This window comes from Paenibacillus elgii NBRC 100335 (assembly GCF_004000865.1).
Classification (GTDB): domain Bacteria; phylum Bacillota; class Bacilli; order Paenibacillales; family NBRC-103111; genus Paenibacillus_G; species Paenibacillus_G elgii.
Window position 1 is genome coordinate 57,009 of sequence record NZ_BIMB01000004.1, and the last position, 13,204, is coordinate 70,212.

Sequence of the window (13,204 nt, forward strand, 5' to 3'; positions counted from 1 at the left end):
GGTCTTTACGAAATCGCCGTGGACTACGCTTCGATACCGGACAAATTGTATCCGACCGAACACGGTATTCAGATCAACGGCAAATGCCCGTTTTATGAAGCGAGACGCATCGTATTTGCGAAAATATGGGCTGACCAAAATGCGACTTTCGAGCAGGACACGCCTGGCAACGAAATAACACCGCGCCAACGGCAATTGAAGCAGTGGCAGACGACCTCTTTACGAGATGCCAGCTATTTGAACGACGAACCTCTCAACCCACAAAAAGAAACGCAAACCCGGCAACTCCAACCTTGCCAGGTTTGCGTTCTTTACTTTCTGCTTATTGATCCGCCGAACGGGCCCACCGCAGCAACAGCACGGCCGCTTCCGCCCGCGTCGTATGCTCCTGCGGCGCAAAGCGCCCATTTTCCCGCCCTTGAACGAACCTGTGCTGCCGGGCGGCAGCAACATAGCCCTTGGCCCAGTCGGGAATATCCGCCGCATCCACAAACATCGAGAGCTCCGCTTCGGGCCCCGCTTGCAAGTTAGAGGCGCGAGCCGTCATTGCGGTCATCTCGGCCCGCGTCACGTGCGCATCCGGACGGAAGCTTCCGTCCTCATACCCGTTCACGATCCCGCGCTGTGCGGCCATCGATACAGCTTCGGCGGCCCAAGATGGAATGGCTTCCTGATCCGCGAAGACTACCGACGCAAGAGCTGTCGACCCCGACTTGCAGAATCCCTTAGCCCGGACCAGCATCGCGATGAACTGAACCCGGGTGACCGGATCGTTCGGCCGGAACGTTCCGTCGTCGAACCCATCGACGATGCCGCAGCCGGAGGCTTCCGAAACCGATGACTCCGCCCAATGTCCGGACATATCGGTAAACCCCATCTTCGCTACCGGGACGCAAGCTGCCGAAGAACCGGCAGGCTTATCGGGTACAGCGGGCTGGCGGTCGGGAACTGCCGGCTTCTGCGGCACTTTAGGCTCCTCGGCAGGAGCCGGGCCCCCTCCTCCCGCATTCCCCCCGGAAGAAGAACCCGACGGCTGCTCCGGGGCAGTCTCCCGATGAACTCGCACCGTATAGGTCCGGACGGTTTGCCCGTCCGGCGCCGTTACCGTAATCCGAATCGTCGTTGCCCCAACTTGTAAAGCAATCGGCGCAGATGCTTCTCCACTAAGCGCCGCCTTGCCGTTGATCGAGATCCGGGCGTTCGGGTCATAGACCGACGCCGTCACCGTCGTGCTGTCGATCGAATGGCCGACGTTCGCTTCGTACGCGGTGATTTCACTGTCAAATGCCGGAGACAGCGCCGCTCCGGTCAGCCCTAGGCCGGTTAAGCCGGCGGTCGAACTTGGCTTGCGGGTGACCTCCAGCGTATAGGCCTGCGTGCTGACGCGGTCCTGCGCAGTTACCATAATCGTGAGGCGGTTAATGCCAACCTGAAGCTCGACCGGCTGAGACGGCTGATGGCTTGCCACTTCTCTGCCGTTAACGGTAAGCAGCGCATTCCGGTCGTAGACCGATGCCGTCACCGTCATGCTTGTCACCCCATGCTCGACAGCCGCTTCATAATGAACAATGCCGCTATCGAACGCCGGGCTCAAAGTTCCCTCAGATAACAGGAGCCCATTCAAGAGGACATTGGAGCTTGGCTTCCGGTGTACCATCACCGTATACGACTGCGTCGTGACTCCGTCTTGCGCGGTCACAGCGACCGTTATCGGGTTGGCCCCCACCTGAAGCTCCACAGGCAGGACCGCCTCTCCACGTGCAAAAGGCTGCCCGTTGATGCGAATCGAGGCTTCGCTGCTCGCCGCCTTTGCCCGCACTGTCAGCGCATAGACGTCGTTCGTCACGGTCGCCGTATAGCGCGTCGTCCCTCCTTGGAATTCCGGAGCCAGAGCCGCGTGACTCAACGTCAGCTCGCTCAATTGCACTTCGCTGGAGGGTAATCTCGTCACCAGCACGTTGTAGAGCTGAACCGTCGTTCCGTCCTGTGCCGTTACCTGAATCGTGATCGTCTGAGCTCCGACACGGAGGCGAAGCGGCCCCGAGACGGCTTCCCCATCTTGCAGCACTAGAACCGAAGCGTTCCCGTCAGCAGGAACGGCAGTCACCGTAGTCGCCGTCACCGAATACGGAACTTGGGCCGTGTATCGGTAAGTCGTCCCGGTAACCGTTTCATTCAACGTGACGTCGCTGAGCTGCAAGGTGTGCAGCAATGCATTGTCCGATACAACCGTGAACGTGTGGCTCGTGGAAAACGGTCCCGTATTGCCAGCCGCATCCGTCGCCTGCGCTTTCACGGCATGCGTACCTACAGCCAGGCTATCCGTCAGCGTATAGCTCCACCCACCGCTCGCGTTAGCGGCCGTTTCGGCCAGCGGCACTTCGTCCACGTACACGCTCACCGTGACACTTGCTTCCGCCGTGCCCGCTATAGCCGGCTTCAACCGGTTTGTCACGGCGCCGTTAGCCGGACTTGTCACGACAGGCGCCGGAGGAGCCACCGTATCTACCGTGAACCTGATCTCTACGGATGGCGGGCTCATATTGCCGGCGGCATCCGCTGCCGTCGCCCTAGCCGTATAGACGCCGTCGACGAGTGCGATAGGCGGAATAAAGGTCCAATGGCCTCCTGCATTCGCCATCGCGGTGCCTGCCGGGCTTCCGTTCACCACCACATGGACGGTAGCATTGGCTTCAGCAGTCCCTCGAATAGCCGGCTTGCTTTGTTTCGTAGCCGTACCATCGGCAGGAGCAAGGATGACCGGAGCCGCCGGAGCTTGCGTATCTACCGTAAAATGCACTGTGGCGGACGCGGGACTAATATTTCCCGCCGCATCCTTTGCCCATACTTTGACCGCATGCCTGCCATCCGTCAGTGCGTCCGGTAGCGAATAAGACCAATTGCCTCCGACATTTGCCGTCCCTGTTACCATCTCGGTTCCATCCAAATCAATGAGAAGAGCTGCCCCCGCTTCGGCGGTCCCGGAGATCACCGGCCGGTTGTTACCTGTGACGGTCCCATCGGCTGGTGTAAGGATGACCGGGGCTGCCGGAGCTTGCGTATCTACGGTGAAGGAGACTACGACGGACGCCTGGCTGACATTCCCCACCGCATCCGTTGCGGTAGCTTGCAGGCTGTGCGCACCGTCAGCCAAATCCGTAGGCCACGGGTACGTCCATATGCCGCTGCCGTCTGCGGTAGCCCTGCCGGCCGGAGCCGCGTCCAAATACAGCGTTACGGTTGCGCGCGCCTCCGCCTGACCGGTAATGACCGGCCTCGGGCTGTTAATCCAAGCGCCGTTGGCTGGCGTATCGATCACCGGCGGTGCCGGAGGCTGCGTATCGATGGTAAACGATATTTCCGCGGAAGCCGGACTTTCGTTGCCTGCGGCGTCCTTCGCAACCGCCTTGACTTTGTGGACGCCATCCGCCAACGCGGAAGCCGGAGTATACGTCCATCGGCCGCTTCCATCCGCGGTCACGGTCGAGCTCGCCCCACCGTCCAACGTGACATTCACGGTCGCATTCGCTTCAGTCGTGCCGGTCACCGTCGGCTTGTTGTTCGAAAGGACCGCCCCTGCCAATGGCGCCGTGATGATAGGAGCCGCCGGAGGCGTCCGGTCGATGCGAACGACGGTCGAGCTGACCGAACTGAAATTGCCCGCGTTATCGACCGTTCTTGCGCTCGCCGTCGTTTGACCCTCGGCCGTAATTGTCACCGGGCCCGCATAGGCCGTCCACGCAAGCGTCGTCGCTCCCGTCATGCTGTATTCCGTTCGGTTCACGCCCGAGCCGCCGCTATCTGTTCCTCCTGTGATCGTCACCGTGACATTCGAGCTGGTCCAAGAACCTGCGGATGCGCTAAGGGTCGGCGCCGTCGGGGCTGTCCAGTCGATTTTTACGACTGTCGAGACAGCAACGCTCACGTTTCCGACATTATCCACCGTTCTCGCACTCACCGTCGTTTGACCCTCGGCGGTAATCGTCACTGGACCCGTATAGGCCGTCCATGCGAGCGTCGTCGCTCCTGACAAGCTGTATTCCGTTCGTTTCACGCCCGAGCCGCCGCTATCCGTTCCTCCCGTGATCGTTACCGTGCCGTCTGAATTCGTCCATGAACCTGCGGATGCGCTAAGGGCTGGCGCCGTCGGGGCTGTCCGGTCGATTTTTACGACTGTTGAAGCGATAACGCTCTTATTCCCCGCATGGTCTACCGTTCTCGCACTTACCGTCGTCTGACCCTCGGCCGTGATCGACAATGGCCCGGTGTATGTCGTCCACGCAAGCGTCGTCGCTCCCGTCAAGCTGTACTCCGTACGGTTCACGCCTGAGCCTCCGCTGTCCGTTCCCTCTGTGATCGTCACAGCGACGTTTGCCGCAGAGGTCCATTGCGAGGTCGCCGGAGTAACCGCCGGAGCAGTCGGCGCCGTCTTATCAATGGACACCACGGCAGTCCCGACGCTGCTGATGTTCCCTGCGTTGTCGATCGTTCGCGCACTTACCGTCGTTTGGCCCTCGGCCGTGATCGTCACCAGACCGGTATACGTCGTCCAAGCCAGCGTCGTCGCGCCGGATAAGCTGAACTCCGTACGATTCACGCCGGACCCGCCGTTATCGGTTCCGGACGTAATCGTTACCGTGACATCGGAGGCCGTCCATGACGCTGCCGAAAGCTTGACTACCGGCTGCGTCGGGGCCGTACGATCGATTTTGACGACGGCCGTCGCGATTGGACTTACATTGCCTGCGAGGTCTATCGTTCTTGCGCTAATCGTGGTTTGTCCATCATTCGTAACGCTTATCTTGTCCCCATCGTTGTAAGGCGTCCAGCCGAGCGTCGTCGCCCCGGACAAGCTGTACTCCGTACGGGCGACCCCGGAGTCCGCATCCGTGCCCGGCGTGATCACCGCCGTTACGTCTTGTGTGCTCCACTCGGGACCCGGGCCGCTAATCGTCGGGACTGTAGGCGGCGTAAAATCAAACGTGAGCTTATATACGTTCACATTGGTTTCCCAATTCTCGTCATATCCGCCCATAGCATACACATCATTCCCAAATACCGACAGTTGGGCATTGGTAAGCTGTCGAATCGTAGCCGTATCCTTTGTCCATTGGTTCGTCGCCGGATCGTATATATAGAAATACTTTTTTCCCATCACCAGCACTTTGCCGTTCGGCAGCGTCACCTGGGCATGGCGGAAAAACGTGTCGCCTTCAAACGGCAGATTCCCCGCCTTGGTCCACGTATTATTCGATGGATCGTACAAATAAGCATCGAAGCGGTAGACGTAATGGCTCTGCCCGCCGGTAACGAGAACGCGTCCATCCTTTAGCGTGCTCTGTGCAGCATCGTAAATGGGAAAAGGATACGGAGCCGCTTCCTCCCAACGATTCGTACCCGGATCGTACAAATAGGCCTGATTATACATCGTGCTGCGGTCCGCTCCCGACCAAATCTCGTTCGCACCGCCTACGATAAGCACTCGACCGTCCAGCAAGGTGCTTTGGGCGTTTCCGAATATACTCCCCACCGGCAATGACGCACCATCAGACCAGGTATTGGAGTAGGGGCTGTAAATTTGGGCCACGTTATTGTAAACGTATCCTGTCCCCGGGACGAACTTCGACCCGCCTGTGACGAGCACTCTTCCGTCCTTCAGCATGCTTTGCTTGTGATAAGAAAGCTGCAAGGACGGCGCAAGCGAAGTCCAAGACCGATCCGTCGGGTTGAATGTATAGGAATACCGCGCAAAAGTAGACGAATTTGCCTTTTGTCCCCCGGTTACCAAGATACGGTTGCCGGACTGCACCGCGCTGGATGTAACGCCCGAAATATTTTCCGGCAAGTTCGCCGAATCCGGCAATTGCTCCATCATGACTGCCGCATGCGCAAGCTGACTCCCTCCTGCAAGCACGCTCACCAAAAAGACCGCGCACCAGAACAGTCTCCGTAATGTGATATGGATCAAACTCGAATTCACTCCTTCGGAAGTTCCTTGTTCCTTTTGGTCCAAATAGTTACATCTAGAGTACCAAATGGAATAACCGAAGGATATTAACTTTGGTTAACTCCGAATCGTTAAATTTTTTATCCAGACCGTGTTGTTGTATAATTTTTGGATGAAGAGAGGTCCTTATGAAATGAGGTGCTGTAAATGAAATCGTTGGACGAACTGATTGACGAAACGGAGTCCACATGGCTGGAAGTGCAGGACTGGGTTGCCAAAGCGGCCAACACCGTCGAGATTTTACCCGCGAATCCGCACGAAGCCGCAGAGGTGCTGCATCAACTGCAAGTGACGACCAGATCCGTATTGGGTACAGTTGCGTATTATACGGGCGGCATCCTCATCGAGAACGGTTGGCTGCGCATCTTGGGTTCCGGCAGTCGACGGCTGCCGAGGAATTTGATCACGTGGAATGAAATCGGCGCCGATGGAAAAAGCACGAGATTCCCTTCATCGTTCTTGATCGCCGACGACATAGTAGGCGGCTTTTTTGCGCTGAACGGCGGAGCTTTCGAGGGCAAACCGGGAGATGTGTTTTATTTCGCGCCGGATACCTTGGAATGGGAAAGCCTAGATATGGGGTTTTCGGATTTTTTATATTGGGCTTGCTTTGGCGATGTGCAAAAATTTTATGAGACTTTTCGTTGGGAAGGCTGGGCGGAAGAGATTCGGCCTATCGATGGAAATCAGGGAGTGTCGATTTATCCGTTCTTGTGGGCGGACGGCGGCCCCGTTACCCATCGCGCCAGATCCGTCGTTCCGATCGAGGAACTATGGAAAATTTTTGTAAACGATAGTAAACTTAAATAAGAAGGTGCTATCGGATAAAATTCCATCGAAAATGGAGCGTGATCGCTTGTGAGAAACTCCCTCATCCTTGGGCTGGGCTGCTTGCTCGTTGTTGCACTGACCGCTATCTTTTTGCAAGACCCTGCCATATTTTATACGTATGCCGGGATATTCGGGCTGATTTTTACAGGAGTGGCGGCCATCCTTACCGGTTCCAGCGTAAGCGGTGATCGGGTGAGGGCCAACTTTCGGCTCAGTACCGCCAAGGATAGAGCAGCCAGAGAGAAGTGGGCAACGTATTGTGTTTTGATCGGATTCCCCAACCTGCTTCTGGCCGCCATCGTATATTTCAGTTCGCTGTAAATCAAAAAAAGCCGTGCAAGTCCTTCAACCAAGGACCGCACGGCTTAAAACCCATCAGCGGATCGGGATCCGCATTTCCAGCTCCTTATAAAATTCGATTTGCGGCATCGTATAGGTCGTCAGACGAACGGGCAGCTCTTTATCCAGCGGCGAGAACTCTTGTACGTACGAATAGGCCTCTCCGTTCTTGCCGACGAACTTCAAGCTTTTGCGATTCAACGCCTTTCCGTTCTGGACAAGACTTATTAACCCCGCCTGATTACCAAGAAGCGGCCCGGTAATGCCACAGCTCCTGCATCGCCTGACGTGCCCATTCCACCGTCTTCGGATCAAGCTCCGTCAGCGGCTTTCCGATCAACTGTTCTGCTGCAAAAGCCTTCTGCGGCATCTGCGCCGCCGGAATCGAAGCCATAAACAAGCCAGCCGCCGCAACCGTTGTTGCAATTAGGATTTTATAAGGTTTCATTGTACATCTTCCTCTCCCGCATATTCAATACACCCCATTAGAGTGTTGGCGGTCTCCGTTTGGTTCTCGGCGGCGCAAAATTTTTTTCGCCAGGCTTTCGCAGGGTGCAAAATTCCATGCTCCGACAACTCTTTTAAACTTTCAAATTTTTGCCTAAATTGTGTTTATCAAGTAGAATAGTTCCGTACCTTATTCGCGCGAGGAGGCCGGTGTTCTTTTCTTATTCGATATGTCATATTTTTTTAGTTGAGAGATTTTTCTGGAGGCGGTGATCCTGATGTCCGATCCGAACGAATTCGGGTCCCAATATTTCGAGAAAATATTAAATATGGTCGACGTGGGCGTCCATCTGGTGAACCGGGAGGGGACGACCGTCTTTTATAACGACAAAATGGCGGAGATCGACGGCCTTGCGCGGAAACAAGTGCTGCATAAAAATATTTTTCACGTCTACCCTTCCTTAACCCACGAAACGAGCACGCTGGCCAAAGTACTGCAGACCGGACAAGAGGTGCCCGAAAAAATACAAACCTACGTCAACGTCACGGGCAAACGCATTACAACCATCAACCGCACGTATCCGCTCTTCGATAACGATCAGCTTACGGGCGCCCTGGAGGTCGCCAAAGACATTACCAGCATCGTCCAGCTTCATGACCAGATTCTGGACCTGCGCCACCAGTTGTACCAAGCCAAGCAGAAGGACGGCAAAAAGACGGGCGCGGCCCGCTATCATTTCAGCGACTTAATCGGAGAAAGTCCGGCATTTCTGGAAGCGGTTTCTACGGCCAAAAAAGCTTCACGCACCAGCTCCCCCGTCTTTATCTGCGGGGCTACGGGCACGGGTAAGGAATTGTTTGCCCAGAGCATGCACAACGCGAGCGTTCGCCGCAATCATCCGTTCATCGCGCAGAACTGCGCCGCCGTACCCGGCGACCTGATGGAGGGCATCATGTTCGGCACGACCCGAGGCGCGTTCACCGGAGCGGTGGACCGCGCGGGCTTGTTCGAGCAGGCCAGCGGCGGCACGCTGTTTCTGGACGAGATCAACAGCTTGGACCTGCTGCTTCAGGCCAAGCTACTGCGGGTGCTGCAAGACGGCATCGTGCGGCGAATCGGGGGGACGACGGAGCAGCAGGTGAACGTCAGAATCGTGGCGGCGATGAACATGGAACCGCAGGAAGCGCTGGACAAAGGCATTTTGCGGCACGATCTCTTTTTCCGGCTCAATGTCGTCAACCTGCAGCTCCCGCCGCTGCTGCGCAGGCAGGAGGACATTCCGCTGCTTGCGCAGCATTTTATCGAGAAGTTCAATCCGATGTTCGGCATGAAAATTACGGGACTGGCTCCGTCCGCCATGCAGCGGTTCATGGCTTACGCCTGGCCCGGCAACGTTCGCGAATTGGGGCATGCGATCGAATCCGCCTTCAATATGATCGAGCCGGAAGAGGAGATCATTGAGAATCGTCACCTGCCCGCGAATCTGCGGGAAGTTCCCTGTCCCGTGCCGGTTCCCGCTCTGCGGAAGCCAGACCTTACCGCGTTCCCGGCAGGGAAATTAACCGACCGGATGAAGCAGATGGAGCGGGAGGCGATCGTCGACGCGCTCAAGCGTCACGGGTACAATATCAGCCTTGCCGCGCAAGCGTTGGGGATCAAGCGGCAGGCTTTGCAGTATAAGCTGAACCGGTACGGGATCGCGAGGAAGCCGTAGCGGCGGAATCTTATCGACGTGGGCCCAACATCTCCCAGTATTGGCATAGTTTTTGCTTATACATTAAGTGAAAACGATTGATGGAGGTGCTCTGGATGAGCGTACCGATGATGGACCCGCAAAGCAAAGCAAACGTTCCCCCTCTCAGCAGCAAAAGGCATTGGAAAGACGTCGAACTGTGGAAAGATGTGACGGAGGAACAGTGGAACGATTGGCTGTGGCAGTTGACGCACACGATCCGCACCTTGGACGAGTTGAAGCAGGTCGTGAATTTGACGCCCGAGGAAGAGGAAGGCGTACGCATTTCAACGCAAACGATTCCATTGAATATAACGCCGTATTACGCTTCGCTGATGCACCCGGACGATCCCCGCTGCCCGATCCGCCTGCAGTCGGTGCCGATCTCCGCGGAGCTGCTGAAAACGAAATACGACCTGGAGGACCCGCTCCACGAGGACGAAGATTCCCCGACGCCGGGCTTAACCCACCGTTATCCGGACCGTGTGCTGTTCCTGGTCACGAACCAATGCTCCATGTACTGCCGTTACTGTACGCGCCGCCGCTTCTCGGGCCAAGTGGGCATGGGGGTACCCAAAAAGCAGCTAGACGATGCTATCGACTACATCCGCCGTACGCCGGAAGTCCGCGACGTGCTCCTGTCCGGGGGCGACGGCTTACTCATCAACGACAACATTGTGGAATATATATTGAAAAATTTGCGGGCAATCCCCCACGTCGAGATTATCCGGATCGGCACGCGGGCTCCGGTCGTCTTCCCGCAGCGCATTACGGAGAACCTGTGCAACATCCTGAAAAAGTACCATCCGGTATGGCTGAACACGCATTTCAATCATCCCTTGGAAATTACAGCCGAGGCGAAGCAGGCTTGCGAAATGCTGGCTAACGCGGGCGTTCCGCTGGGGAATCAGGCGGTCATTCTGGCGGGCATTAACGACAGCACGCATATTATGAAGAAGCTCATGCACGAGCTGGTCAAAATCCGCGTCCGCCCCTACTATATTTACCAATGCGATTTGTCCGAAGGCATCGGCCATTTCCGCGCGCCCGTGTCCAAGGGGCTGGAAATTATCGAGGCGCTGCGCGGCCATACTTCCGGCTATGCCGTCCCGACCTTCGTCGTCGACGCCCCCGGAGGCGGCGGAAAAATCGCGCTGCAGCCGAACTATCTCATCTCGCAAAGCCAGGACAAAGTCATCCTGCGCAACTATGAAGGCGTTATCGTCGGGTACCCGGAGCCGAAAAATTATGTCCCGGGCCGCGCCGACGAATACTTCAACGAAATTTACGGCATCCAGCAAGCACCGGCAAGCACGGGAATTATCGCCCTCATGAAGGACGAAAAATTCAACCTGGTGCCGGAAAACTTGCACCGCATCGGCCGCAGAAAATCATACGAGGAAGCTTCCGAGCACACCTCGCTGAAAGACCGCCGGCAAAAACGGGATGAAATGAAGGAGAAGCTGATCAAAGCGGTGAAGCAGAAGGAGGATGCTTCGAGCGCGGAGGCGTGAGGCGTTGGCGACAGGGGGAGTTTTGGTGGCTCCCCCTTGGCTGGCTTGGTAGGTGAAGGCCGTGCAAGGTTTTCGGCGTGCGGAAGGGCTGTGCAGGACATTGCATCGGTCCTTGTTTTTCATCAAGGCCTCCGGAGTTCTTCCACGCACCGCTCTCTGGAGCGTGTTTTGTTGTAGTGCGGCGGGTGGCAGCCTCCGGCACAAAACGTCCGGGCAAGCAAACCAGCCCTCGCGCATCCACTTAGGGAGCGTCGAGGGCTTTGTTCAGGCTGTGGCGGCCAGCAGATGCGCCCCAGGTCAACCCTTGCTCGAAAATTTGTTGATCCGCGGCGCGTTCATCAGCTCTTCGTAACGGAACTTGCTTCCTAGCGTGGAGAAATCATTCAAATAAAGCGCCTCTTCGATTCGCTGCGACATGCTTTCGGTCACGTATTGTCCGCAATTAGGACAGTCCAACGCCGGAGCTTCCAGAATCTGCACCGCCGTTTTCCCGTCCGGCGCCACCCAATAGCAATCTTTTACGCTCTCGCGGATCGGTTCCGCATCGCACCACATACATTTCATTGTTTATTCTCTCCCCTCTCCAGGTTGTCATTATTTTTACCATATGGTATATAAGCAAAGTTGATGCCAACTTAGGATTGGGGACGAAATAACCTTATAGACCGGGTGGAAGCCATACAGTGCCGCAAAATCTTTTGCATCTCGCAATCATTTTGCAACAAAACTTTTTGTCCACCAAGGGAACGGACTTGATCCTCTCTCGCATTGACCCTGTTTTTGCTTTAAACTTTAGGGAGGAACCGCTCGGGTGAAACGGATTTGCGAAGACAGCTTTCCTGCGGAAAGCTTAGCCTATGCTTACGAAGATAGTTTTCCTTTGGAAAACTTTGAGGAGGAAAAAATGCTGGAAGAACAAGCTTACTATACGAATCAAATCGAGCAGGGAAGCGATTACGAGATGCATGTTTGCCTCGATTTCTTTAACAAAAGGATACGGGTTGACGATTACCGGGGAAATATCGATGCTATTTACGGGCGTATGTGCGAGCTTGCCGGCCAGCACGCGTTAACCAAAGCCTTCGTCAAGTCGCGCGAAGAAGATTGGCCTGCCTTTTTATCCAAGGGCTGTATGCTCGAAGGGATTTACAAGGGCTATTTTCGGGGCGGGGACGCCTACTGTATGGCCGTCTACTTCGATCTGGAGCGCCGGACCAGCGAATTTTGGATCGAGGAGGATCAGATTTTGGGGCAAGTGCTTCAGCTCCCCTTGAAGCCGGAACGCCCGCAGATCCCCGCAGACTGTACGCTGCGTATTGCCCAGCCGGAAGATGCCGAGGCGCTTGCCGCTTTGTACGGTCAAGTGTTTCAGACGTACCCAACCCCCATGAGCCAGTCTTGGTACGTCGAGAAGGTCATCCGGGAGGGCACCGTCTTTTATATCGTGGAACAAGCGGGCCTGCTGATCAGCGCCGCCTCGGCAGAAATCAACGAAGCGTACCGCAATGCGGAAATTACGGATTGTGCTACGCTCCCCGCTTACCGTAAGCTTGGGCTGATGAGAGTGCTCATTTATGCTTTAGAGGAAGAACTGCGCAGCAGGAACATCTATTGCGCCTATTCACTGGCGAGAGCCCTTTCGTTCGGCATGAATGCCGCCCTCGGGCAGATGGGATACCGTTACTACGGCCGACTGACGAAAAGCGTCGAAATTTACGACAAATTCGAGGATATGAATCTGTGGGTGAAAGACCTTGCGCAGCAGGAAGAAGGTCGGAACGACAACTAGCCCCCACAGCTCCTTACAATGCAACCAACAGGAATACTGCCCTGCCATTCCAGTGAGGATTGCAGGGCCGTCGTGGTTGCTTGATTTTAGGATTCGATTTCAATTTTGTGGTTTATCGTTTTGAGCCTCGTCAAAAACTGCTGTTCCTGATCGGGTGAAATCAGGATGGTTCCTTGGGTGTGGGTAATTTCCAAACGATCGAGCGACAGAGCCGGACTGGAAGTTCCGTTATTGGTTCTCCGTATCCGCCGTATGGACGAAATGGGGATTCGCCAGCGAAAAGGGCCTGATTTGACAATGAGCGTATCATGTTGCACTTCATAATTCGTTGTGAACCACGTCCACATGAAAAAAGCGAAAGTAAGCAGCAGCACCGGGATAATGATCCAAAACCTTAACCAAATGCTAAGCGCCGTCAAAAAAATCAGGGCAATAATTAGCCCCCAATGGATAGCCGCAAAAACACCATCCTTCTTACTTCCGAATTTCTCCATATTCCACCTCCACGCATCCCTATTTTATTAAAGTACCCAAGGAATTGAGC

At 55.7% G+C, this 13,204-nt stretch carries 10 protein-coding genes; 5 read left to right on the top strand and 5 right to left on the bottom strand.

All coding sequences use genetic code 11. From position 1 onward, the window contains the following. Positions 1-322: 322 nt before the first annotated feature. Positions 323-5,968, bottom strand: a complete 5,646-nt coding sequence (locus PEL01S_RS04170) for an OmpL47-type beta-barrel domain-containing protein (RefSeq protein WP_255320071.1) — start codon at positions 5,966-5,968, stop codon at positions 323-325. Positions 5,969-6,154: 186 nt separating this feature from the next. On the opposite strand from PEL01S_RS04170, the gene PEL01S_RS04175 reads away from it, so the two are divergent. Both PEL01S_RS04175 and PEL01S_RS04180 read left to right on the top strand, forming a co-directional pair. Continuing rightward, positions 6,155-6,817, top strand: coding sequence for a DUF2625 family protein (locus tag PEL01S_RS04175; RefSeq protein WP_127459390.1), 663 nt, complete (start codon positions 6,155-6,157; stop codon positions 6,815-6,817). Positions 6,818-6,865: 48 nt separating this feature from the next. Further along, positions 6,866-7,159, top strand: coding sequence for a DUF5316 domain-containing protein (locus PEL01S_RS04180; protein ID WP_127459391.1), 294 nt, complete (start codon positions 6,866-6,868; stop codon positions 7,157-7,159). A gap of 54 nt (positions 7,160-7,213) precedes the next feature. On the opposite strand, the gene PEL01S_RS34345 is transcribed toward PEL01S_RS04180, so the two are convergent. Beyond that, on the bottom strand, positions 7,214-7,378 hold the full coding sequence (locus PEL01S_RS34345) for a hypothetical protein (RefSeq protein ID WP_163767915.1): 165 nt from the start codon (positions 7,376-7,378) through the stop codon (positions 7,214-7,216). A gap of 40 nt (positions 7,379-7,418) precedes the next feature. Beyond that, the gene (locus tag PEL01S_RS04185) at positions 7,419-7,625 is read right to left on the bottom strand and encodes a hypothetical protein (protein ID WP_127459392.1); all 207 of its coding nucleotides are present in this window, start codon (positions 7,623-7,625) and stop codon (positions 7,419-7,421) included. A gap of 277 nt (positions 7,626-7,902) precedes the next feature. On the opposite strand from PEL01S_RS04185, the gene PEL01S_RS04190 reads away from it, so the two are divergent. Both PEL01S_RS04190 and kamA read left to right on the top strand, forming a co-directional pair. Beyond that, positions 7,903-9,339 (top strand): sigma-54 interaction domain-containing protein, encoded by a 1,437-nt coding sequence (locus tag PEL01S_RS04190; RefSeq protein WP_127459393.1) that lies wholly within the window; start codon positions 7,903-7,905, stop codon positions 9,337-9,339. 110 nt (positions 9,340-9,449) lie between these two features. Further along, positions 9,450-10,871 (top strand): lysine 2,3-aminomutase, encoded by a 1,422-nt coding sequence (gene kamA / locus PEL01S_RS04195; protein ID WP_127459581.1) that lies wholly within the window; start codon positions 9,450-9,452, stop codon positions 10,869-10,871. 297 nt (positions 10,872-11,168) lie between these two features. On the opposite strand, the gene PEL01S_RS04200 is transcribed toward kamA, so the two are convergent. Continuing rightward, a complete protein-coding gene (locus PEL01S_RS04200; RefSeq protein WP_127459394.1) occupies positions 11,169-11,435 on the bottom strand; it encodes a YokU family protein in 267 nt (88 codons plus the stop codon). 247 nt (positions 11,436-11,682) lie between these two features. On the opposite strand from PEL01S_RS04200, the gene ablB reads away from it, so the two are divergent. Then, positions 11,683-12,660: a putative beta-lysine N-acetyltransferase gene (ablB, locus tag PEL01S_RS04205; RefSeq protein ID WP_255320072.1), complete on the top strand. Its 978-nt coding sequence runs from the start codon at positions 11,683-11,685 to the stop codon at positions 12,658-12,660. Between the two features lie 86 nt (positions 12,661-12,746). On the opposite strand, the gene PEL01S_RS04210 is transcribed toward ablB, so the two are convergent. After that, complete coding sequence (locus tag PEL01S_RS04210; RefSeq protein ID WP_127459395.1) at positions 12,747-13,154, bottom strand: PH domain-containing protein; 408 nt, start codon at positions 13,152-13,154, stop codon at positions 12,747-12,749. Between the last annotated feature and the right edge of the window lie 50 nt (positions 13,155-13,204).

Coding starts and splice junctions, on each gene's coding strand:
- kamA (WP_127459581.1), top strand. CDS start 9,450: ATGGACCCGCAAAGCAAAGCAAACGTTCCCCCTCTCAGCAGCAAAAGG.
- PEL01S_RS04185 (WP_127459392.1), bottom strand. CDS start 7,625: ATGAAACCTTATAAAATCCTAATTGCAACAACGGTTGCGGCGGCTGGC.
- PEL01S_RS04210 (WP_127459395.1), bottom strand. CDS start 13,154: ATGGAGAAATTCGGAAGTAAGAAGGATGGTGTTTTTGCGGCTATCCAT.
- PEL01S_RS04200 (WP_127459394.1), bottom strand. CDS start 11,435: ATGAAATGTATGTGGTGCGATGCGGAACCGATCCGCGAGAGCGTAAAA.
- PEL01S_RS04190 (WP_127459393.1), top strand. CDS start 7,903: ATGTCCGATCCGAACGAATTCGGGTCCCAATATTTCGAGAAAATATTA.
- PEL01S_RS04175 (WP_127459390.1), top strand. CDS start 6,155: ATGAAATCGTTGGACGAACTGATTGACGAAACGGAGTCCACATGGCTG.